The sequence below is a fragment of the Acetomicrobium mobile genome (genome assembly GCF_937920065.1).
In genome coordinates this window covers 19,145-41,287 of the sequence record NZ_CALETC010000088.1, presented here as the reverse complement: position 1 = coordinate 41,287, position 22,143 = coordinate 19,145, and the positions used below count along the sequence as shown (strand labels likewise).

At 43.6% G+C, this 22,143-nt stretch carries 21 protein-coding genes; 6 read left to right on the top strand and 15 right to left on the bottom strand.

Features of this window, described 5'->3' with window-relative positions; genetic code table 11:
- Window positions 1-6: 6 nt before the first annotated feature.
- The 12 genes from Q7P41_RS03800 to Q7P41_RS03745 all read right to left on the bottom strand — a co-directional run bounded on the left by Q7P41_RS03800 (window position 7) and on the right by Q7P41_RS03745 (window position 10,646).
- Complete coding sequence (locus Q7P41_RS03800; protein WP_303882237.1) at window positions 7-1,434, bottom strand: Ni/Fe hydrogenase subunit alpha; 1,428 nt, start codon at window positions 1,432-1,434, stop codon at window positions 7-9.
- A gap of 20 nt (window positions 1,435-1,454) precedes the next feature.
- Window positions 1,455-1,994 carry an NADP oxidoreductase gene (locus tag Q7P41_RS03795; RefSeq protein WP_303882236.1) on the bottom strand — a complete coding sequence of 180 codons (540 nt, stop codon included), beginning with the start codon at window positions 1,992-1,994 and terminating at the stop codon, window positions 1,455-1,457.
- Between the two features lie 24 nt (window positions 1,995-2,018).
- Window positions 2,019-4,097, bottom strand: coding sequence for a molybdopterin-dependent oxidoreductase (locus Q7P41_RS03790; protein WP_303882234.1), 2,079 nt, complete (start codon window positions 4,095-4,097; stop codon window positions 2,019-2,021).
- A 21-nt stretch (window positions 4,098-4,118) separates the two neighbouring features.
- A complete protein-coding gene (nuoF, locus tag Q7P41_RS03785; RefSeq protein ID WP_303882232.1) occupies window positions 4,119-5,912 on the bottom strand; it encodes an NADH-quinone oxidoreductase subunit NuoF in 1,794 nt (597 codons plus the stop codon).
- A gap of 12 nt (window positions 5,913-5,924) precedes the next feature.
- Window positions 5,925-6,296, bottom strand: a complete 372-nt coding sequence (locus Q7P41_RS03780) for a ferredoxin (protein WP_303882231.1) — start codon at window positions 6,294-6,296, stop codon at window positions 5,925-5,927.
- Complete coding sequence (locus tag Q7P41_RS03775) at window positions 6,283-6,861, bottom strand: ATP-binding protein (RefSeq protein WP_303882230.1); 579 nt, start codon at window positions 6,859-6,861, stop codon at window positions 6,283-6,285. The genes Q7P41_RS03780 and Q7P41_RS03775 overlap by 14 nt, the downstream gene beginning before the upstream one ends.
- A gap of 6 nt (window positions 6,862-6,867) precedes the next feature.
- The gene (nuoE, locus tag Q7P41_RS03770) at window positions 6,868-7,344 is read right to left on the bottom strand and encodes an NADH-quinone oxidoreductase subunit NuoE (RefSeq protein WP_303882274.1); all 477 of its coding nucleotides are present in this window, start codon (window positions 7,342-7,344) and stop codon (window positions 6,868-6,870) included.
- Between the two features lie 89 nt (window positions 7,345-7,433).
- Complete coding sequence (locus Q7P41_RS03765) at window positions 7,434-8,156, bottom strand: PHP domain-containing protein (RefSeq protein ID WP_303882228.1); 723 nt, start codon at window positions 8,154-8,156, stop codon at window positions 7,434-7,436.
- Window positions 8,157-8,187: 31 nt separating this feature from the next.
- Window positions 8,188-8,523: a serine kinase gene (locus tag Q7P41_RS03760; RefSeq protein ID WP_303882226.1), complete on the bottom strand. Its 336-nt coding sequence runs from the start codon at window positions 8,521-8,523 to the stop codon at window positions 8,188-8,190.
- Window positions 8,523-9,839 (bottom strand): [Fe-Fe] hydrogenase large subunit C-terminal domain-containing protein, encoded by a 1,317-nt coding sequence (locus Q7P41_RS03755; protein WP_303882224.1) that lies wholly within the window; start codon window positions 9,837-9,839, stop codon window positions 8,523-8,525. The genes Q7P41_RS03760 and Q7P41_RS03755 overlap by 1 nt, the downstream gene beginning before the upstream one ends.
- Before the next feature lie 5 nt (window positions 9,840-9,844).
- Window positions 9,845-10,279, bottom strand: a complete 435-nt coding sequence (locus tag Q7P41_RS03750; RefSeq protein ID WP_303882223.1) for an ATP-binding protein — start codon at window positions 10,277-10,279, stop codon at window positions 9,845-9,847.
- Window position 10,280: 1 nt separating this feature from the next.
- Window positions 10,281-10,646, bottom strand: a complete 366-nt coding sequence (locus Q7P41_RS03745) for a transcriptional regulator (protein ID WP_303882273.1) — start codon at window positions 10,644-10,646, stop codon at window positions 10,281-10,283.
- Window positions 10,647-10,843: 197 nt separating this feature from the next.
- Between Q7P41_RS03745 and glgP the strand changes: the two genes are divergently transcribed.
- The 4 genes from glgP (at window position 10,844) to Q7P41_RS03725 (ending at window position 16,548) form a co-directional block, all read left to right on the top strand.
- Complete coding sequence (gene glgP, locus Q7P41_RS03740; protein WP_303882222.1) at window positions 10,844-12,604, top strand: alpha-glucan family phosphorylase; 1,761 nt, start codon at window positions 10,844-10,846, stop codon at window positions 12,602-12,604.
- A gap of 44 nt (window positions 12,605-12,648) precedes the next feature.
- Window positions 12,649-14,145, top strand: coding sequence for a glycogen synthase GlgA (glgA, locus tag Q7P41_RS03735; RefSeq protein WP_303882221.1), 1,497 nt, complete (start codon window positions 12,649-12,651; stop codon window positions 14,143-14,145).
- Between the two features lie 173 nt (window positions 14,146-14,318).
- Window positions 14,319-15,593, top strand: a complete 1,275-nt coding sequence (glgC, locus tag Q7P41_RS03730; RefSeq protein WP_303882220.1) for a glucose-1-phosphate adenylyltransferase — start codon at window positions 14,319-14,321, stop codon at window positions 15,591-15,593.
- 49 nt (window positions 15,594-15,642) lie between these two features.
- Window positions 15,643-16,548, top strand: coding sequence for a lipopolysaccharide assembly protein LapB (locus tag Q7P41_RS03725; RefSeq protein ID WP_303882218.1), 906 nt, complete (start codon window positions 15,643-15,645; stop codon window positions 16,546-16,548).
- Between the two features lie 242 nt (window positions 16,549-16,790).
- Here the strand turns inward: Q7P41_RS03725 and Q7P41_RS03720 are convergent, their stop codons facing one another.
- Window positions 16,791-17,519 carry a 2-phosphosulfolactate phosphatase gene (locus Q7P41_RS03720; protein WP_303882217.1) on the bottom strand — a complete coding sequence of 243 codons (729 nt, stop codon included), beginning with the start codon at window positions 17,517-17,519 and terminating at the stop codon, window positions 16,791-16,793.
- A gap of 89 nt (window positions 17,520-17,608) precedes the next feature.
- Here Q7P41_RS03720 and ptsP point away from each other — a divergent pair, with 89 nt between their 5' ends.
- The gene (gene ptsP, locus Q7P41_RS03715) at window positions 17,609-19,327 is read left to right on the top strand and encodes a phosphoenolpyruvate--protein phosphotransferase (RefSeq protein WP_303882216.1); all 1,719 of its coding nucleotides are present in this window, start codon (window positions 17,609-17,611) and stop codon (window positions 19,325-19,327) included.
- Entirely contained in the window at window positions 19,324-20,199 is an 876-nt protein-coding gene (locus Q7P41_RS03710; RefSeq protein ID WP_303882214.1) for an alpha/beta hydrolase, read from the top strand. The genes ptsP and Q7P41_RS03710 overlap by 4 nt, the downstream gene beginning before the upstream one ends.
- On the opposite strand, the gene Q7P41_RS03705 is transcribed toward Q7P41_RS03710, so the two are convergent.
- Together Q7P41_RS03705 and Q7P41_RS03700 are read right to left on the bottom strand one after the other, a co-directional pair.
- The gene (locus Q7P41_RS03705; protein WP_303882212.1) at window positions 20,128-20,907 is read right to left on the bottom strand and encodes an A24 family peptidase; all 780 of its coding nucleotides are present in this window, start codon (window positions 20,905-20,907) and stop codon (window positions 20,128-20,130) included. The genes Q7P41_RS03710 and Q7P41_RS03705 overlap by 72 nt on opposite strands.
- Before the next feature lie 109 nt (window positions 20,908-21,016).
- Window positions 21,017-22,114 (bottom strand): PQQ-binding-like beta-propeller repeat protein, encoded by a 1,098-nt coding sequence (locus tag Q7P41_RS03700; RefSeq protein ID WP_303882210.1) that lies wholly within the window; start codon window positions 22,112-22,114, stop codon window positions 21,017-21,019.
- Between the last annotated feature and the right edge of the window lie 29 nt (window positions 22,115-22,143).

Here is a 22,143-nt window from a genome sequence, read left to right as displayed (position 1 = left end):
AGAACGTCAATTCCTCGTAATCTCTTTAATTACCTCTCCAGATGATGCCACTAACTCCAATTTTAATGGCATCTTTCCGAGGGCATGAGTCGAACAAGACAAGCAAGGATCGTAGGCGCGGATAACATGCTCTAGTCTGTTGAATACACCCTCAGGTACATCCGTTCCCTTTATATGTTTTTTGGCAACCAACTCAACACCCTTGTTCATGGCATAATTATTATGACCGGTAGCCACAATCAGGTTGACCTTCTTGATAACGCCACTCTCATTAACCCAGTAATGATGAATTAACGTTCCTCTCGGAGCTTCAATGATACCAATCCCCTCTGGATTTATATTCTTGGACGTTATGCGAAGATCGCTTGAGATTATATCTGGGTCTGCCAACAATTGCTCAATGCGTTCCAAGCCATAAAGCACTTCGATCAACCTTGCATAGTGATAATATAAAGTATAAGGAACTACGCCATCTTCGCCCACTTCCTTAAATAGGGCGAACTCTTTAGATGCCTCTGGGGTATCGATTTCATCGGCAGCATTAAGTCTGGCAAGCGGTCCAACTCTATATGAACCATGAGGAAATCCCAAGGCCTTATAAAATGGGAACTTCAAATAGCTCCAAGGTTCCACATGTTCACCGATGTACTCCAAATAATCTTTGGGATGGAACTCATCTAAAATTCTACCTCTCGGAGCTTTGATGCGAATATCACCATCGTAGAGCTCGAGTTTACCATCTCGCACCAATCCCATATAAGCCGTATCAAGGGTTGCAAACTCCTTGACCTCGTCCTTCCCTTCTTCCAGATAGTCTTTGATAAGCTTAATAGCTTCTAAGGAAATTGGTTTCATTTCGAGAACCTGCGCAGCTATGCTATCGCGTTCTTGCGGAGTCAGGCTTCTATTCACACCGCCGGGAATACTGTGCCAGGGATGCACTTTTTTGCCGCCCAGAGTTTGAATTATCTCTTGGCCAAACTTGCGAAGCAGTATGCCTTTCTTTGCAAGTTCGGGATAGCGATCAACTAACCCCGCGACATTTCTTATTTTCACAGGAGCATCAAAACCCAATAAGATATCAGGGCTAGAGAGATGAAAAAAGCTCAAGGCGTGAGACTGAACGATTTGTGCCATATGCATGAGCTCTCGAAGTTTGTGAGCGGCAGGCGTTATAGTAACGCCCAAAATATCATCACATGCTTTCGCAGAAGCTAAGTGGTGAGATACTGGACAAATCCCGCATATTCTTGGGGTGATCACCGGCATCTCTCTAAAATCTCTTCCCTGTGTAAAAACCTCAAAACCCCTATATTGGGTCACATGGAAACGTGTTTCTTGAACTTCACCCGACTCATCTAACATTACGGTTATTTTTCCATGTCCTTCTATCCGAGTCACAGGATTTATTTCTAACTTAAAGACCTCAGTCATGTCCATTTCCTCCCCTTCCTCTAATCGTAACGCATCATTTCCGAGGGAACCTTAGGAATACGCCCAGCCAACAACTCTTTAAAGACGTAATATATGGTGTCTGCATCAGGAGGACAACCGGGCACATAAACATCAACTTTTACCTCATAGTCAATGGGCAAAGCCCTTTCAAGTAATTCCGGGACATCTTCATTTGGTATTACCCCTTCCGGGTTAACAGTGCTAGCCGTTTCGATATATCCTTCTCTTAATACCTCGTCCTTAGGTATAAAATTGCGCATGCAATTTATACCGCCAAAGACGGCACAATCACCCCAGGCAACTAAATATTTGCATCGCTCCCTCATCTTCTTAGCAAGCTCTACTTCCTCAACGTTGCCTAATCCGCCAGATAGCACTCCCACATCTATATCCGGAATATCTTTGGCATCTACGATGGGAGAAAAAACTATTTCGACTTTTTTAAATAAATCTATCAACCTCTCGTCTAAGTCGAGAAACGACATATGACATCCCGCACAAGCTTCCAGCCAAAAAGTAGCAACCTTCGTTTTAGCCATGGATTTCACCTCCAATGACACTAATTATAAAGAGACTATGCGAGCTTCATTGGCTCGTAGCTGTGATTTAAAGGCCTCTTCGTAAGCCGATATTTCGGGCCTTTCCAGCTTTACACCTAACTTCTTTGCGAACTCCTCCATTGCGTAATGCAGTGTTTTAACATCTTCCTTTGGAGGAACAATAGTATTGAGCTTTCTGCGTTCGCCTTCAATAGTACAATAGTGACCACTTCGCTCGTACCATGCTGGCGCCGGCAAAATAATATCAGCCAGATTAACCAAGGGTCTCACCTTGAAAGGTGTCTGCACGACTACAAACTTCGTAGCGGAAATGGCTGCTAATATCTCCTCTTCTTCCGGTACCATAGCGGTTGAAAAGACATACATGAAATCCCTTTTTTCGCGACCTACCCAAGGCTCTTCGCTTACAACCGTATTGCGGGCTCCCAGGCTATTTGCACTAACCAATAATGGCACGACTCCGAGTCCATCTTCGTAGAAAGCCCTTGATGCTACGGCAAGGTTGCAGGCAGCCGTGATTAATTCGTGGGATTTAGTTGCACGGCTTCCAAGGACAAAAATAGGCTTTCTTGCTGACAAGAGCATCATTGCCGTTTCTTCAACTATCTTCAGATCAAGACCCATGGCTTTAGCGCTTTCCTCAATGGAATCCCTATAGGAGGATAAAACGTTCTCTGCTCCGATCTCATACTCGCCAAAACCAGCCATCTCGGATGGTCCCGCATTTATCTTACTTATTGTTTCAGCTAAGTTTGAGAGAGCTTTAGGCATGGCTTGACCTTGTGGGAATTGGACATCTAGGTCCGTTAACCCAGGAAATGGAGAAGTTCCATGGGATAGATTTATTAGTTTTGCGTTTTTGTGAAGACAAGCCACGCGAATATAGCTTGCAACAACTGGGGCCTCCTTCTGTGGATCTGCGAACATCGTCACTATGAGATCGCTATCCAAGATATTGTGCGCTGCCGTGAAGGGACGCACTCCTTGTTCCCTAAAGGGCATGAACCCCTTAAAGAAACCGCGAATGACATCACCGTCAAAGGTATCTGTGTGCTTCATTTTTAAGGCATTTCTAAAAAGGGAAGAAAAGAGTGTGAGCTCTTCATCGGTACATAGACTTGATAAAATGGCACCTGCCTTTTCCCGATCGTAAGCTTTCTTGAACTCAGTTGAAGCTAAAGTCAAGGCTTCTTCCCATGTGGCTTCGCGGTAACTAGCGCCTTCACGAATCAAAGGAACGGTGACTCGCTCCCTCTCGGTCGACTCAGGCAACCACCATCGACCCATATAGCACAGCTGGCCTCCATCGGGCTCCTCGAGACCTGTTCCTTCGACTCTTACAATGCTACCCGTACGTACGTAAGCTTTTATCTTGCAACCTACGGCACATAAAGGACAAACGCTATCTACAATGGCATCACACTCGCTACGCCTTCCTCTGTAGGCAAACTCCCTGATGGTGATTGTGCCCGTGGGGCAAGATTGAGCGCAAGCGCCACAATTTACACAAGTATCGCTTTCCCGTAATTTTCTGCCCAAATCGGGTACGACCTTTGCTTGCCAACCCCTGTGTTCAAGGTCTAATGTGTGTGCTCCCACTATTTCCGAACAAGTCCTGATGCACCTTTGACACAAAATGCATCGATTATGGTCCATCATCAACTCGGGGTTTGTGGCATCTACTTCAAAATCGTAGTAAAGATAAGGAAATCTTACCGAATCCATTTCATGTTCTATGGCTAGAGCTTGCAACTCGCAATCTCCGCTTTGAGAGCAATACATGCAAAAATGATTTCTCCCAGCGAATAAAAGCTCTAGCACCTGACGCCTGTAATCCTTGAGCACGTCGTTTTGGGTAATCACCACCATGCCATCTTGAGCAGGTGTGGTGCATGAAGGTAGCATCTTGGGATTGCCTTCGAGTTGAACTACGCACATCCTACAAGCTCCTATGGGAGTCAACCCTTTTTGATAGCAAAGGGTCGGAATGTAAACATCGTTTTTGTTGGCAATATCCAATATGGTGTCTCCTTGAACTCCCTTGCATTCCTTGCCATCTATAATTAAAGTTATCTCTTTCATGCCAATATCCTCCTCCGCCGGCTATACTTTTCCGATAGCGCCAAATGGGCAAACTTGTATGCAAGTTCCGCATTTGATGCACTTTTCTTGATCGATGAAATAAGGAGTCTGTCGATCACCGCTAATGCAATTAACTGGACAATTTCTGGCACATAAGCCACACTTTCGGCATTTTTCCGGATCTACAACATATTTAATCAGCTTCGGACAGACTTTTGCAGGGCAACGTTTTTCTTCTATGTGCGCGAGATACTCGTCACGGAAATAGCGAATTGTGGTAATGACAGGATTTGGCGCGGTTTGTCCTAAACCACAAAGTGAAGTTTCTTTAACCACATAAGCTAGTTTTTCGAGCTTGTCTAAATCTTCCAGCGTCCCCTCGCCATCGCATATCTTTTGCAACATGAGCAACATTTGCTTGGTACCCTCACGACAGGGAACGCATTTTCCACAAGACTCCCGCTGAGTGAACTCAAGGAAAAATTTAGAAACGTCAACCATACAGGTATCCTCATCCATAACGACCAAACCGCCAGATCCCATTATTGCTCCTGCGCCAGTAAGCGACTCATAGTCTATCGGCAAATCTAAGTGCTCTTTAGTTAAGCAACCGCCAGAAGGGCCACCTATTTGAACTGCTTTAAATTCTTTTCCGTTTAACAAGCCGCCCCCAAGCTCATATATGATTTCGCGAATTGTTATGCCCATCGGAACTTCTATGAGACCAGTGTTAGTTATCTTACCGGTAAGGGCAAAAATCTTGGTTCCCTTGGATTTTTCTGTTCCCATTGAGGAAAACCAATCCGCGCCATTTAGTATGATCCTGGGCACGTTAGCCCATGTCTCAACGTTATTGATGTTGGTGGGTTTGCCCCACAGACCCTGCTGCGCAGGAAATGGCGGCCTTGGACGAGGCATACCGCGTCGACCCTCGATCGAAGCCATTAGTCCCGTTTCTTCGCCACAAACGAAAGCTCCTGCCCCTTCTTTTAAGTGGAGGTGAAAGGAGAAGTTTGTGCCCATGATATTATCCCCGAGCAACCCCATCTCCTCAGCTTGAGCCATTGCGATCCTAAGCCTCTTAATAGCAAGTGGGTATTCTGCTCTACAGTAAATATATCCTTCGTCAGCTCCTATTGCATAGGCACCGATGGCCATCCCCTCGATGACGGAGTGAGGATCCCCTTCAAGCGTAGATCTATCCATAAAAGCACCAGGGTCTCCTTCGTCAGCATTACACACTATATATTTTTTGTCCCCTGTGGCTTTACGGGCAAACTCCCACTTTAGCCCCGTTGGAAACCCTGCTCCACCCCTTCCTCGCAAGCCGGACTTTTTGACTTCTTCTAAAACCTGCTCAGGAGTCATTTCGTACAATGCTTTACCCAATGCCATATAACCATCGCGCGCTATATATTCCTCAATTTTTTCGGGATCTATGTAGCCACAATTACTTAACACAACACGATGCTGTTTGCTATAAAAAGGTATGTCTCTGTAATAAGGAACCTTTTCCATATCTTCGGGAACAGTGTAAAGAAGTCGTGTCACTATTCGCCCCTTATACAGATGCTCTTCCACTATCTCAGCTACGTCTTCAGGAGTCACTCTACAGTAAAAAGCCCCTTCTGGATAAATGACGACAACCGGTCCCATTTCGCACATGCCATGACAACCGGTTTCTACAACCATGATCTCTCTATCTAAGCCTTTTTTGGCTAATTCATCCCTAAAGGCCTTCATCACGCTTGGGGATCCACCTGCGGTACACCCCGTTCCCCTACAAACCAATACGTGAGCACGATATATAGCCATAATCAATTCCCCCTAATCCGTTCTACCAACAACTTTATCCCAAACGACCTTACCATTAATCAAATGCTCTACGATAAGGCGTGGTACATCTTTCGGTTCAACGTTTCCGTAGGTTACTCTGGGCTCTCCAGGCCTTATAAAGTCAACCAATGGTTCGTATTGACACATCCCTATACAGCCAGTTGTCTCTACGGCAACATCTTTAATTTCCCGCCTAGCAAGTTCATTTAAAATAGCGCTCAAGACTTCTCTGGCACCTGCCGCTATACCACACGTACCCATTCCAACTATTATTTTCGTTTTACCGCCTGACCGTGCTGATGTTAGGTCCTTAGACTCTTCCCTAAGCTTTCTTAAATCCTCGAGACTCTTAATCTTGGGCAATACCATCGCCTCCTTTTTTTTCATGGAGCAAACTCATATTTTCCTGAATATATTCTTTAAGCCACAAAATAAATTTTGGTGACTTTAAAAGCTCTCTATCGCCTAAGTATTTTAGCAATTCTTCAAGGTCAAGCAAGAAAGCATTGCCATCAACCTCGTAACGAAAAATCCAGCAACACTCAGGCCATCCCATAATTAGCGTAGCGATCGTCGCCGCAACATCTCCAAGAGGTGGACAATCTATATGATCCTTCCTAAACCCAGCCTTAACAATAGTGCCTTTTCCCTTTTCAGAAGCAATTTCGAAAAAACCGTCACATGAGAGGGCTGCCTGTTTTAGAAAGGGGATTCCCAATCCAACCCTGCGCTCCTTTCTAGTGGTGGTAAAGGGATCCTCTACCTGCTTTAACAGGTCTTCGTCCATGCCACAGCCGTCATCACAGACGCATAAGCTTATCAGTTTCTTTTTACTGTCAATCTTAAGTTCTATTAAAACCCTGCTAGCCTTTGCTTTGACTGAGTTCTCTGCAATATCTAAAATATATTGAGAAAGATCTTCTAGCATTAAAACCTACTTGTATTTCTCCAAAATAGTCTTGATTTTGTCGGGAGTCAAGCGTCCATGGGTGTCTTCGTCTACCATCATTACCGGCGCAAGACCACAAGCACCCAGACAGGCCACCGGCTCAAGAGTAAAGCGCAAATCGTCGGTAGTTTCGTTTTCTTCAATGCCAAGCATTTGTTTAACTTTCTCTAAAATCTGTAAACTTCCTCTCACGTGACATGCTGTCCCTCGACATACGCGTATAACATGACGTCCCCTGGGCTTCAAATGAAACTGGGCATAAAAAGTTGCTACTCCATATACCTCAGCTTTCGGAATTTTCAACTCCTTAGAGACAGTAAGCAGGGCCTCTTCCGGCAAATAACCAAACTCTTTTTGCATTTCCTGCAATATCGGAATCAAACCCCCGCGTTGACCCTTCCAAGGGGTAACTATCTCCTTGGCCTTTTCTACGACATCAACAGTACTCAATGCCACTATCATCACCACCATTAGTATATATTTAATATAAATTGTCTCTTCCACCTTGTGACTGATATCATATTCTCAAAAAAGAGTCAAGGGCGCCCCAGTTATGACCAGGGCCACAAAACCTTCCTACCGCCGCTTTTATGTAATGCTAAAAGAATCTCATCAAAAGCAGGATGCTCCAAAATGACAGGGGTAGTATGTGCTTTTTTTATATCACTTAAGCGATGAGCATCGGAGGACTTTATAACGGTATAATTTGAAACGCTCTCCTTCCAGGAGATGGCTTCACGCGATGACAATCTAGCAGAAAATTCTACCGCATCGATCGCTAAGTTTGAAGGTATCATTCCAAGTATCGCTAAATACGAATAGGCAGGCCTGTCTACATGAGCAAGTATGGCCATTCCGCCCCTTCGCTTTACCTCTCCTATGACATCATCCGCAGAGGCATCCACGCCTTGTAACAAAAGAGTCTCAACTTCCTTCAATATGTTGTTTTCACCATCAATTACTATCTGAAAGCCAAATAACTCCGGGTCATTTTTTATAGGTGCTAGTCGTTCCCATACCCATTTTTGAAAGAGCAATGCTTCTTCGAAAGTAGAAAATACACACAAAGTGTGCACATCCTCGCGAGATTGCACCTCCAGGGCGGGTAAGACTATCAAAGGCTTATCTTTGGCGGCATCGATTACGGCTTTTGAGTTAGTTGTGGCGTTATGATCAGCGATAGCTATAATATCTATTTCCTCTTCTACGCATCTTTGAACTATTTCTTTGGCTCCCATTTCAAGTTCAGCACATGGAGATAGTACTGTATGCACATGCAGATCCATCCGATAAAGGCGCATATTTTTAATCTTTTACGCCAAGCTCATATAGTTTACCGCAAAGATTGAAAGCACCCAAATTTGAAGAAGCCAGAGCAATGTTTTCTTTTGCACAATTTTCGATTAGCTCTTGAAGTGGCTCACGTTCCGATGCCAATATTATAAACGGAATATCTTTTAAAACTGCAACGGCTGCAACGTTAACATGATTTTGAATGGTTACCCACACTGCCCCTTCTGGGGCAGTTCTCATAATAAAGCTTAAAAGATCACCCGCTACTCCTTGATACACCTCTTGGTCTCCATTGCCTTCGACATATACTTTCAAACCCAACTTTTCGCATATTTCTTTGATCCTCATCATTTTCCCTCCGGAGTCATCGTGTGTACCAACCTCTTTGAAAGCTCGTAAATTTCTCTAGATAGATCAGCAATCCGTGATTTTAACCTGAAAATACAATCATCCAACGAACCTTCGCCTCTGACTATGTCTTCTGCCATCACCCTGCAAGAAGGTCTTCCGCAGGTTCCACAATCAAGGTGGGGAAGCTCGGCGTAAACAGCATGCAACTGTTTAAGCTTTTCCATAGCCTTAACCAGATCTTCTCCCAGAGGCATCTGTTCTATGGGTACTATTTCATCTCGTAACATCCATACCTTGGCATGATAAAGAGCTTCTAGTTCTTTCTTGTATTGTTCAGTTATATTGAAAGACATTTTTACGTTATCAATTTTTATGCGGCTTAGAAATCGAGATTCAGCGTTTCCTATTCCGCCGATGCAACCGAGATCGCAAGCTCGTGCTTCAACGTAATCTATACCCCTTAGTTTTCCCAATTCCATCTCTTGGAAGAGACTAATCACGTTGCGTAGCCCGTCTACTTCGAGGGTTCTGACCGGTTGATTGGAGAATGCGCGAACATGCATCGATTCTCCGCCCGTTTTAGCCCATGCTATCCATCGCGGAGTTTCCGTAGAAGAATCAATCGTCACCTTTTTTGAGGGATCACCAGAACCAATTAATACCTCTCTAGCTAATTTTGAAGTTGAAATTACATATTCCGCGGAGCTAACGTCCCTTCCAACAGGGGAACGAACCATGGCGATGCGTGCTGGGCAAGGTGATACCAAAGTAACAGGCTCACGCTTTTTTGTCCTAGCCCTCCACAAGTCTATGCTCGTCTCAAGGGGATTTTCAACCGGGGCCAAATGAGGTATAAGTTCATGAAATTTAATCTGGATCAACCTCACTACAGCAGGACAGTAAGTAGAAATCAACGGTTTAGCCGTTTCTGGAGAGTTTTTAATCGCTCTGGCCGCCGCAACTGCTGCCACATCATAGGCTGCCTCGTATTCCTCGAATATGGGTTCAAGGCCCAATTCAAACAATGCGTGAGCTGTTAGACTAGGAATAGGAGGCCAGGAAAATTGAGCACAGAAACAAGGATCTGTTACCACCGCCATAGGACGTTTGCTTAAGATATAATCCCAATCATCATCCTCCGGCAGCAATGCTCGATGTGGACATCGCCTAAGGCATTCGCCGCAGGAAATGCAAATTTCACTCAATATGCGTATCTTTCCTTCTATGACCCTCATAGCCTCCGTAGGGCATGACTTGATGCAATTCACACAACCCCTACAAGAAGACTCCGCAATCTTTACCCCGTGAGCCAAGAAACTCACCGCCTTTTGTCAAGGTATATTACCGCACGCAACTTAGTGCCCTTCCCTGGAGCAGTGTCTATGTATAACTCATCTGAATTTTTCTTAATGTTCGGAAGGCCCATACCCGCTCCAAACCCCAATTCCCTTATGAAATCTGGTGCAGAGGAATATCCTTCCTTCATCGCCAACTCAAGGTCTTCAATTCCAGGGCCCTTGTCTTTAGCAATTATAGTCACCTTATCTTCCTCAACTTGAAGGCACATTACGCCTCCGCCTCCATGGATGACTATGTTCATTTCGGCTTCGTAGACCACTATTGCCGCCTTGCGACATATATCCGGGGGCAATCCTAAGGATTTCAGGGTTTCCTTGAAGTGTGTAGCTGTCTCGCCCGCAGCCAAGAAATCCAAAGGTTTAACTTGCAACTCTAACACTAAAGGTTCACTCAATCTAGTCCGACTCCTCGTCCAGGATAGTACACGATTTTAATCCAGCCTGATAAAGCAACCCGCAGGTTTCAAACATGCTTTTTTTACACAACAAGACAGGGATATCTAACTTCCTTGCAAGCGCTACTGCTTCTTCTAGCGGGCGTTTATTTCTTACGAAAATAATCCCTGTCATATCCAACATTGTCGCCGTCCTTATTATCTGTATGTTAGTCAAACCGGTTATCAAAAGCGAAGCGGCCAAGGCAAAAGCAAGCACATCGCTCATAAGATCGGATGCAAGGGCGTATTCCACTTCTTTTTCTAGGGCAGCAGTATCAAACAATCTACGTGCTCCCAACAAAGCCTCTATTTCAGATATTTTCATCATGTCTAACCCCCTGAAGGACGATTACAAAGTTACGATAATAACTATATCATATTATGGGATCTACATGTATTTCTTCAGAATAAAAATAGCATAAAAAATTTTTGTAGGATAATCGCGTGATATAATTTACTTTTAGTTGACGCATATAACTTCCTCGCATATCTCAAGCAGAGTGAAGGAGCGTGAAAAAACGGATGAGCGAGCTTTATGACAAAAGACCACTTACGTATCTAAATAAGGGCGTTGGTCCGTCCTTTGTTCAACTTATGGAAATGGAACCTGCATTTAGGACCATAGCGTATTTCTCGATGGAGATAGGAGTTAAGAAAGATATCCCCACCTATGCGGGAGGATTAGGAATTTTAGCAGGAGATGTGCTAAAAAGCGCTGCCGATCTGGGTGTTCCTATGGTAGGTATTACTCTTTTATACAAACATGGATATTTCAAACAACACATTAATGAAGAAGGCAGGCAAATCGAAGAACCCCATCCTCCATGGGATCCTGAGGACAAATTGTTTTTGCTTCCAAACGAAGTAAACGTCGAAATAGAAGGCAGGCCCGTATATGTCCGCGTTTGGGCCTACGGAGTTACGGGTCAAACGGGATATATTGTGCCCATTTTCTTTTTAGATACAGACCATGATAGAAATGCTCCAGAGGATAGAAGTTTGTCCTGGCACCTTTATGGAGGAGACTTGCGCTATAGGTTATGCCAAGAAATGATCTTGGGCATTGGAGGATTAAGAATTCTTCGAAGCCTTGGCTTTTACAACCTCAAAACTTTCCATCTGAACGAGGGACATGCCGGATTTCTTGCTCTTGAGTTGCTCCGAGAACAGGGATATGTGGACTTAAGAAAAATCAAAGAACAAGTGGTTTTTACTTCACACACACCCGTGGCAGCCGGTCATGATTATTTCCCCTTTGAGCTGGTAGAAAAGACGATGTCACCCGTGTTTGTCGATTATTTAAAGCAAATGATGCCAGATGGCGGAGTCTCCATGGTGGACTTTGGCCTTCGCTATAGCCGATATATAAATGCAGTGTCAAAAAAACACAGAGACGTCAGTAGAAAACTTTATAACACAGAAAACATCGATTACATAACCAATGGGGTACATTCGAACAGCTGGACATCTCCGAATATAAAAAAGCTTTTCGACAAACACATACCGAGTTGGAGAAACGACCCCTCCAGGTTGGTTTTGGCCGTAAAACTTCCTGGTAATGAGCTATGGGAAGCTCACCAGTCAAATAAAATGTTACTCCTCTCGAAAGTTTTAGAGAAAACAGGAATAAAGTTGGATCCTGAAATCCTTACAATTGGTTTTGCCCGTAGGGCGGTAGCTTACAAACGGGCGGATCTCATCTTTAAAGATATTAATCGATTAATTGACATTTGTTCGGGCAAGGTTCAACTAATATTTGCGGGCAAAGCTCACGCTTTAGATGAAGAGGGCAAATCTATGATCCAGCGCGTAATAAAGACCTCCAAGGAGCTATCTGATAAAATCCCCGTAGTATTCCTTGAAGATTACGACATGGAATTAGCAGCGTTACTCACGGCAGGAGTCGACGTCTGGTTAAATACGCCCCTAAGGCCTCGCGAAGCATCGGGAACCAGTGGAATGAAGTGCGCACATAACGGTGTGTTAAACCTATCCATATTGGACGGATGGTGGATAGAAGGATGGGTAGAGGACGTCACTGGATGGGCAATAGGGCCAGAACCCCGGGAGGTAGATCTGGTGTATTACGATGATACTAAGGACGCTGAGGTTTTATACGAGGTACTTGAACGAAAGGTAATTCCGCTGTACTATCAACATCATGATCGTTGGCTTTCGATGATGAAAAATTGCATTGCTTTAAATGCTAGCTATTTTAACACACATCGCGTAGTAAGGGAATACTGTGAAAAGGCTTACAATATACACCCGAGGTATTATTAAGTCATATTCAAAGGACTATTTAAGGGAGGTGGTGACTTTAAGGAATGAGTTTGTCATTCAGTAAAATAAAAGTTCTACATGTGGCTTCCGAGATGCATCCAATTGTGAAAAAAGGTGGCCTTGGTGATGTGATAGGCTCTCTGCCTAAAGCACAAAGGGAGCTGGGCGTAGACAGCAGAGTTTTGTTGCCTCTCTATCCAAACGTTAGTAACAACATCAAAGAAAAGTTAAAGAAGATATCACGTAAATTATACATACCACTGGAGTGGAGGGTATTTCCTGCATCTTTGTGGCGAACTGATATTCAAGGAGTGCCAGTCTACCTCCTGGATATCGAGGATGTTCCTTTTCCAGCCGAGATATATCCAAATCTCTTAAACATGGACTTGATAAAGCCTTTTTTTCTACTCTCCTTGGCCGCCATCGAATTCGAGAAGGCATCTCGATGGCGGCCTCAAATTCTTCATCTCCACGACTGGCCAACATCTTCAGTTGCAATAGCATTAAAATGGCATATGTATTACTCCTCCCTTTCTGGTCTATATGACACCGTTTTGACTATTCATAACTTAGCCCATCAGGGGATCATGCAGGAAACTGATTTGATATCTTGGGGAATTCCGAAAGAGGCCCACAACATTGAGGGGCTAGAGTATTACGGCATGACTAATCTTTTAAAAGGTGGAATTATAGCTTCGGATGCAGTGACCACGGTTTCTCCCAGATACTCATGGGAGATTCAAACCAAAGAGTACGGAATGGGTTTAGATGGCGTCTTAAAGCAGTATAGTAATAAGCTTAGAGGTATTCTAAACGGCATCGATTATTCCTATTGGAACCCTAAAACCGACCCCTTCATCCCCGCTCATTACGATGTAGAGGATATAGCTCCCAAAAGAAAATGTAGGGAGGAATTGCTATCGAGATGCGGATGGAGTGAAGATGGTTCACCAATTTTAATATATGTAGGCAGGTTGGCAGAACAGAAAGGCATTGACTTGATATTGCTCTCAATAGAGCCGATTGTTGGTCATGGATGTAAAATGATAATCCTCGGAGAAGGTAGCGAAATTTACGAGCGCACTCTAAAGAAAGCCTCTTTACAATTTCCAACAAATTTGTTCGTAAAAATAGGATATGACGAAGAGTTGGCCCATCTTATGTATGCGGGCGGTGACATGCTAATTATGCCGTCTTACTTCGAGCCCTGTGGACTAGCCCAACTAATAGCCATGAGATATGGAACAGTACCGATATGCAGGGCCACAGGTGGACTCGCTGACACAGTCATCGATGCCGATACTGCGTGTGACGGGACTGGTTTCCTATTTAGTTCCTATAGCAGCGAGGCTTTTCTGCACGCCATAGGAAGAGCACTTGGAGCATGGAATTCCACCAAACTTTGGAATCAAATTGTACAAAACTGTATGAGAGCCGATTTCTCTTGGTCCAGATCCTCACGAGAGTATGTAAACTTGTACCTCGAATTATTAGGAGTTCCAGAACACGAAGATAATGTAAAGCCAAATTTTAACGCTTAATAAAAAGCTAAATATACGGCCCTTAATGTTTTTGTTCCCTGTAAAGGAGATATGGTTTTTACCGAAATTTTAGTGTCTTTTATGTTTAATATTAAATAATGAAGTTGCTTTTAGTTTAATGTAATACTATAATTTAATCGATGCGGAAAGAACTATAAGCGGGGGTGACCTTTTTGATTTACGGAAAGTACGGAAGGGTGCTGGGCATAGTCCTTGCCGGAGGCCGAGGACAACGACTCTCCCCGTTGACCAGACATCGAGCAAAACCTGCAGTGCATTTCGCTGCTAAATACCGAATCATAGACTTTGCTCTTTCCAATTTAGTTAATAGTGGAGTGTTTTCCATCTACGTCCTCGTCCAGTTTCGCAGCCAATCGTTAAATGAGCACATCGAGAGGGGGTGGCAGTTCGGAGGAGCTCTAAGAGGGAGGGACTTTTTCATAACTGTCGTACCTGCACAAATGTGGACCGGGGAACACTGGTATAAGGGAACTGCCGATGCAGTTTTTCAAAATTTACATCTCATCACAATTTATAATGCTGATCGAATATGCGTATTTGCCGCTGACCACGTCTACAAGATGGACATCGAACAAATGATGGAAAAACACATTGAGAAAAAAGCGGATTGCACGGTAGCAGCTTATGAAGTCCCTGTGACAGAAGCGCATGCTTTTGGATGTCTTAAGACCGACGAAAGAGGCTTTGTCGCTGAATTCCTTGAAAAGCCGAAATGCCCGCCGGAAATAGCGGACAAACCTGGATTTAGCTTTATTTCAATGGGAAACTACATTTTTGAAAGAGAAATTTTAGAAGAAGTTTTGGTCGAAGATGCAAGTAACCCTGATAGCAGTCACGATTTTGGCAGAGATATACTTCCAGAACTTTGCAAAAAATATAAGGTTTTAGCTTACGATTTCCAGAGCAATGTTATTCCTGGAAACGATAAACCCTACTGGAGAGACGTGGGAACGATAAGAACATACTGGCAAGCACATATGGATATGCTAAACGAAAATGCAGATCTAAACTTATTCAACACTCAATGGCCAATAAGGACGGTTTCTTACGCTGACCCTCCAGGTCTTACTTTTTCGGTTAACAATTACTCAAGCCATATAGAGAACACTCTCAGGGCAGAGGGAAGCCAGATTTTGGGAGCGACTGTGAAAAGATCTATACTATCTAGAAACTGCATAATAAAACCAGGAGCAGTAATAGAGGAATGCATAATTGAGCGAAGCGTAGTCATCGGTGAGCGATGTAAGTTAAGAAGGGTTATCGTAGATGCTCAAAACATCATCCCCCCAGATACCAAAATAGGCTTCGATGAATCAGAGGATCGCGCCAGATATCACGTAGATCCTTCAGGGATAGTAGTGGTGCCGATGCCAGCGATACAACTTAGAGCAAAAGTTAAATTCCCCTATCCAGATTCTGGAATTTAGTATAAACTATGTAGGTCAAAAATATTTTTAGTTTTTAGGAGGAAGTTTCATGTCGAAAGGGAAAATTAATGATGAAGTAAAACTACTTTTGGATAGGGCTAACTCTGCAGATAGTGATGAAGAAGCAGAAAGCTTGGCACTCAAGGTTTTAGAGATGGATCCATCCAACGGAGAAGCCAAGCTCGTACTGGCAGACATCGCTATAACTAACGGAGATATGGAAACGAACCGCTATTATCTGGATCAAATAATCAAAAGTTGTGAAGAAAAATCCACGGGGTACCAAAGAGACGATCAAAGCGAAGATCTTTACATTTCCGCACTCGAAAGGATGGCCTTTTCCCTTTCCTTCGATGATCATTACGAAGAGGCCTTGTCGGTTGCACAAAAGTTACTCGAGATTGATGTCGATGAAAAGACTACTGCGAAGGACATGATTTACCGTTCTTTGCTCATGTTAAACCGTCACAGAGATGTGTTGGAACTGATATGCAGTGAAAGGACACATTCGCCCGTTGCACTACACGCCAAGGCAATTGCCTTGTACGTCTTGGACGGAATCAGCTGGAATTCCTATGAAGCGTTAATTGACGCAATAGAGTCAGATCCTGATGCTCCCTTTTACGCTTTAGGCATTTGGGAAGAACCGGAGGAACCTGATGAAAGTGAAACGGACTCGCTTTTAACGGCTCTTTATATCGTAGAACCTTGGCTCCAGTCAGATGATTTAATGAATTGGCTTAGCCATGTAGTAATTATCTTTGGCTTTCTCACCGAACGTCTTTCAGAGGAATTCATGGATGTCTTAACCTCAGGTGAGGACGGCGATTTAATAAGGGAAAAACTGGAAACGACTAGGGCGCGTATCGATAAAATGATGAGTATGGGCATTATAGAGGACCAAGACGCATTGAATATGGATCGCATAGTATTTAATGCCTTGCGTTTCAGATAAACTTTAATAAGCAAGGCCAATTGGATAAAACCTCGCAAGGCATGATAATTACATGAGGGTCAAAATCGCCCCTTATCAAGCTCAATTAAGGCTTTAACAGATAATTACTATGACCTTTGTAAATTACGTGCAATTGTTGCTAGGTTTGATATTTATGCGATGACTCCGAGTGGAGCGCTTTTTTTGGCAAATCTTGTTGGGACAAGCTCGCTGAGGAAGCGCTCCTTTGTTATCGATGACAACTACGTAACCACTGCTTTAAGGCCTTGCCAAATCGCAAGTTTTGGCACTATTTTGCTTTCATCTTGTAGTGCCGCATACTCCACATCGCTCCACAGGCCCAACGCGCGCAGGCTTTGCGCATGTTCGGCATCTTTAAAGGCTTCAAGCATGTTTTTGTCGTAATATTCCCAAACTGCTAGCGCTATTTTCCCCCCATCGTTTAGTTCCACGTTTTCAACCCTGTCTCTCACAATATCGACCATTAAACCAGCACAAGCAGTATCATCAATCATAGCCCTGTTAAATCTTCCCGCACACAAGATTCCTATCTTATTCCCATACTTAAGTGCAACCTCTAACACCGCAGTTGCATTTCTAACGCATCCTACACAGACGATGTTTGCGAATGTTGACGCTAACAATAAAGCCTTAGTGCCATTAGTGGTGGTCATTATCGCTCCCTCGTAAGTCCCAAGAAAGCAATCAAGCAGCTCGACGGGCGAATTGCCGCAATCGAAATTTGGTGGAGGTAGGCTATTCCGCTCACCCATTAAAAGCCAATCACTGCCAAGTTTTCTCTTCAAATCATACGCCTCTTCAACACTTTTAACCGGCAAAATGACCTTTCCGCCTCTTTCAAAAAAAGTGGTCATCATAGTCGTCGCACGAAGCACGTCCACTACAATCCACGCGTCAGCATATTCAAGCTCGCAAGCCGGATTAAGCATGACCTCTAACCGAATTGACATTGTTTCTCCCCTACCGTTTCGTGTTTATTTTTACTGCTATTTGATACATAATACAACTAATACAAACCTTACAAAATAGGGGGAAAATCATGCCAGAGCAAAAGATAAAGGGTACACCTCTTTCTCAAGGCATTTCCTACGGTCGTTCTTTCTTATACGAAGCAATTCCTTTTACGAAAAGGAGTGTCGAAATTCGCAAAGAAGACGTCGAGAAGGAGCTAGTTCGTTTCAAGAAGGCACTCAAGAAAACCAAAGAATCACTCGAGAAACTAAAAGAAAGTGTAAAACGACGCCTGGGTGACGAAAAAGCTGGCATCATAGAGGCACATATATTGATGTTAGAAGATCCCATGTTTGTTGACAACATTGAAACAACTATTAAAGAAGGCAACTCCGCCGAGGACGCTGTCTTTTTAACAACGATGAAAATAAAAAGCATGTTCGAAGAAATTCCAGACCCCTACTTGCGGGAAAGGGCAGCAGATGTAGAAGACGTGGGAAGCAGGTTGTACAGAAATCTAATTGGAGCAAAGGATCTGTTCTTGCTGGATGTAAGGGAGCCATTAATAGTTGTGGCGAAAGACTTGGCTCCATCTGAGTTAATCGCTATTTCCGAAAACAATGTTGTGGGGTTGGTGCTATCCCAAGGCGGTCCTACATCTCACACAGCCATAATAGCAAAATCATTGAATTTGCCAACTGTATCAGGAATTGAGATGAGCTTAATCCCCGAGAACTGTTTCTTAATAGTCGACGGTACAAAAGGGGAAGTTGTAGTAAATCCTTCCCAAAGTACGCTAGCATGCGCAAGAGCAAAGATCGAAAAACTTAGGCGTGAACAAAGAGAGGCATTAAGTTTAAAAGACTTACCAGCCGTAACGCTAGATGGACTGAAAGTTGAACTGTGGGGCAACATAGCTCATCCCAACGAGGCAGGCGACGTTTTATCTTTTGGCGGAAGCGGCATCGGCCTCTTCAGGACCGAGTTTCTTTTTATGAACAGAAATGACCCGCCAAACGAGGACGAACAATTCGAGGCTTATCGCAAAACTTTAAGCGATATGAGCCCTTATCCAGTCGTTATCAGGACTATGGATGCAGGGGGCGATAAAGAAATACCCTATCTCAACATACCAAAAGAAGACAACCCCTTTTTAGGATATCGTGCATTGCGCATAGGTTTAACCGAAGAACATTTACTACTCACCCAAATTAGGGCTTTATTAAGAAGTTCTAGCTTCGGAAATCTTTACATAATGTTTCCCATGGTTTCCTCCATCTGGGAAGTGAGAAAGGCCAAAGATCTGATTCAAAAAGCAACATGCCAATTAGAAAAAGAGGGCATTAATTATGGAACTTTCAAAGTTGGCATAATGATCGAAATACCTTCTGCAGCCATTATGGCAGAGGAGCTTGCAAAAGAGGTGGATTTCTTTTCCCTTGGGACCAATGATTTAACGCAATATGCATTAGCGGTCGATAGGGGGAATGCGAAAGTATCCCGATGGTACGATCACTTGCACCCCGCTGTCTTAAGACTCGTGGCCATGACGTCTCAAGCTACAAAAAAGCAAGGCATTGAGCTTGGAATCTGCGGAGAAATGGCGAGCGATCCCCTCGCCTTGCCATTTCTTCTGGGGCTTGGATTAGACGAGCTCTCCATGTCGCCCTCCGCGATTCCCAAAATAAAAAGGTTAGTTAGAAAATTTCGCGCAGACACAGCAAGGCGAATAGCACAAAAGGTCCTTTCTATGAGAGAGGCGAACGAAATTCGAAAATATCTTGAGGAGGCGATATCGCAATTATGAATGGAAAAGTACAAATTGTATCAAAAGTTGCGCCAGGAAGTTTCGGCGACAGAAAAGTTTTAATACAAGGGTATATGATTTCAAATACAAAACCCTTAATGGTGCTGCTTCACGGGGTACACGGTTGCGCTAATTTAAAAGAAGGAAACAAGTACGCCGCTTTGGCACAAATGCTTGTCCAAAATTCGATCAACGTAATGATCATAGAAACGAGCAGAAAGACGAGAGACCGAGAGCGCTACGGAGAAGATAGAAGCAGTTGGGTAAAGGAGGCTTTTGAAGGCAAAACATATGCTATGGATTTATTTGATGTTGCAAGCGCTCTTTCGTTTATAAATAGAAATGTAAGATGTGCCTCTCTGTGGTTATGGGGTTTTTCGCTAGGAGGGTTACACTTTCTAATGATAACCGGTAGCATGCACGATAAGATTCTAAGGGAGGCAAATTTGGAAAACCCTTTACCCATAGATCTGAATGTTCACGGATTAATTCTGTCAGGAAGCGGAGATGAAGCACGCCCAGAAAACAAATTAAACGTCAATGAACCTATACTTGACTCGCTACCAGAAAAACGTTTACTCCTCCATGCAGCAAAAAACACCAAAGCGGGAAACGTATTTGCCTTTTACGGAAGCATGGACGAGACTTTTAGCAAAGAGGCATGTAGGCGTTTATTCGATCTTACACCTACCAAAAGAAGTTTTGTTATCTTAAGCGGAGTCGATCACTCTTTCAGAACAGTAAAAGGCACGCCATCAATAGCTCCATTAGCTGACATGATTAATTATTTAAAATCCTATCTATTCAAGCATCCAGGGCCATCCAGCAATAATTCCCAAAAAACTCAATATCTCTCTTCCAAACATCAATGACAAAAACGAACCAATGGCAAAAAATGGAATCATTGGGACATGATCTTTTCTTTTGACCTTTTTGGTAAGCAATAAAACTATAGCTACTAATCCCCCACTCATGAACCCAAGATACAAAGCAAGACAACCCATCCATAGCCCCATTATGCCTCCAATACTCGCAGCTATCGTAACATCACCTGTACCCATGCCACCTTGACTTAAAAACATAATAATCCATATCAAAAGACCGCACAGACAAGCCCCCAGCACGCCACTTATAAAAGCTTGCAGACCTCCGAGAAGCCTTAAAGCTAAACCCGTCACTAAAAAGGGGAAAACTAAGCGATCGTAAACGTAGCCGGAGTATATATCAGTTAAAGAAGACAGAAAAAGACAACTGAGTAATACTAAGGACAATAAAAAAGGTAAAGTTGGTCCGTAAATCAATGCTACTGCCCACAAAGATAGGCCCATTATAACCTCGACCAAAAAGCAACTTATTCCAATAGGCGCTTTACAGGTCCTACACTTACCTCTAAGAAAAACATAAGAAAAAACGGGAATGAGATCGATAATAGAGAGCGTTCTGCCACAAGCGTCGCAGGCAGAACGCTCTCTACCCCACCATTGCCTTCCCTCTATAGTCCTCTTAGCCACGACGTTTAAAAAGGAACCAAGTGCCATGCCAAAAAACAAATTCACTAAAGAAAACATTTTCGAAATCATTTGTGTCACCGCTTTAATTCTTACAAATTTCGAAGAGTTGACATTTTGTCAATTACAAGTAAAAAAGAAGGCAAAATAAGTGTCTTTAATGGATGCAAGATGAAACAACTTACCTAATAGCATACAAGGTGCCGCGTATCGTGGCAAAAACAACCGCACCTTCGCTTAATACTGGATCAGCTACAATATCCCCGTCCGATTCATATTTCCACAGCAAATTGCCACTTTTGAGATCTACCGCATAAAAATACCCATCATTGCTACCGAAATAGAGCACGCCTCCGGCATGAATGGGTGACGAATTTATAGGGCCACCAGTCTCAAAGCTCCACGCTACGTTTCCGTCATTGGAAGTTATTGCATATAATTTCCCATCCTGACCTCCAATGTAAAGCACTCCATTTACATAGGCGGGCGAAGATCCCAAAGGAGCTCCCACATATTTGTGCCATATAGGAACCACCCCTCTTAATTTCACTGAATGGACGTACCCATTATCCGTGATGTAATAAACCTTCCCATCAACATACAAGGGTGCTCCCCTCATAGGACCCTCCGTATTGCCTCCCCAACGTTCACTGCCATTCTTAGGATCCAAAGCGTGGAAACGGCCACCAAAACTTCCAACGAAAACAAATCCTTCTGCAAAGGCTGGAATACTTTGAAACCCCCTATGAGCTTTCATCTGCCATTTGTGTTGGCCATTCTTGCTGTTAATTGCGTAAAAACTGCCTTCATTGCACCCAGCATACACAGTATCGCCAGTTACTGTAACCCCAGCCATGACCGGACCGTCAACTTTAGTGCTCCATGCGACAAGACCAGAGCTTCTATTTAGGGCATATACCCTTCCGGCAAAAGTTCCAACGTAAACTTTATCTTTATCGACCGCGACCGAACCAAGGATGGATCCATCGCATTGAAATTTCCATCTTGCACTGCCATTATTAATATCGAGTGCATATACCTCCCCTTTATGATTGCCCACGTACACCGTATTGCCATCCACAATGGGAGCTCCAGTGATATTTGAGCCAGTCTCAAGCTTCCAAGCGAACACGCCTTGGGGTAAAGTTTTTATTTGAAAGTTACCCGTATTCTGCAAGTCACCCCTTACTGGAAGGGCAAAGGCACTGGTCGTATAGCTTAAAGCGCAAAACGAAAGGACCACTAACACCATCACGGCCGGAAAAAGCGATCTTTTCATGATGCCACCCCCTTTTCTCATGGTTTTAA

Bases quoted from the DNA above. Each gene is read 5' to 3' on its own strand.
- Q7P41_RS03710 (WP_303882214.1), top strand. From the start codon at position 19,324: ATGAATGGAAAAGTACAAATTGTATCAAAAGTTGCGCCAGGAAGTTTC.
- Q7P41_RS03745 (WP_303882273.1), bottom strand. From the start codon at position 10,646: ATGAAAATATCTGAAATAGAGGCTTTGTTGGGAGCACGTAGATTGTTT.
- Q7P41_RS03700 (WP_303882210.1), bottom strand. From the start codon at position 22,114: ATGAAAAGATCGCTTTTTCCGGCCGTGATGGTGTTAGTGGTCCTTTCG.
- Q7P41_RS03800 (WP_303882237.1), bottom strand. From the start codon at position 1,434: ATGACTGAGGTCTTTAAGTTAGAAATAAATCCTGTGACTCGGATAGAA.
- Q7P41_RS03790 (WP_303882234.1), bottom strand. From the start codon at position 4,097: ATGAAAGAGATAACTTTAATTATAGATGGCAAGGAATGCAAGGGAGTT.
- Q7P41_RS03775 (WP_303882230.1), bottom strand. From the start codon at position 6,861: ATGCTAGAAGATCTTTCTCAATATATTTTAGATATTGCAGAGAACTCA.
- Q7P41_RS03720 (WP_303882217.1), bottom strand. From the start codon at position 17,519: ATGTCAATTCGGTTAGAGGTCATGCTTAATCCGGCTTGCGAGCTTGAA.
- ptsP (WP_303882216.1), top strand. From the start codon at position 17,609: ATGCCAGAGCAAAAGATAAAGGGTACACCTCTTTCTCAAGGCATTTCC.
- Q7P41_RS03795 (WP_303882236.1), bottom strand. From the start codon at position 1,994: ATGGCTAAAACGAAGGTTGCTACTTTTTGGCTGGAAGCTTGTGCGGGA.
- Q7P41_RS03760 (WP_303882226.1), bottom strand. From the start codon at position 8,523: ATGAGGATCAAAGAAATATGCGAAAAGTTGGGTTTGAAAGTATATGTC.
- Q7P41_RS03705 (WP_303882212.1), bottom strand. From the start codon at position 20,907: ATGATTTCGAAAATGTTTTCTTTAGTGAATTTGTTTTTTGGCATGGCA.
- glgA (WP_303882221.1), top strand. From the start codon at position 12,649: ATGAGTTTGTCATTCAGTAAAATAAAAGTTCTACATGTGGCTTCCGAG.
- Q7P41_RS03725 (WP_303882218.1), top strand. From the start codon at position 15,643: ATGTCGAAAGGGAAAATTAATGATGAAGTAAAACTACTTTTGGATAGG.
- nuoF (WP_303882232.1), bottom strand. From the start codon at position 5,912: ATGGCTATATATCGTGCTCACGTATTGGTTTGTAGGGGAACGGGGTGT.
- glgP (WP_303882222.1), top strand. From the start codon at position 10,844: ATGAGCGAGCTTTATGACAAAAGACCACTTACGTATCTAAATAAGGGC.
- nuoE (WP_303882274.1), bottom strand. From the start codon at position 7,344: ATGATAGTGGCATTGAGTACTGTTGATGTCGTAGAAAAGGCCAAGGAG.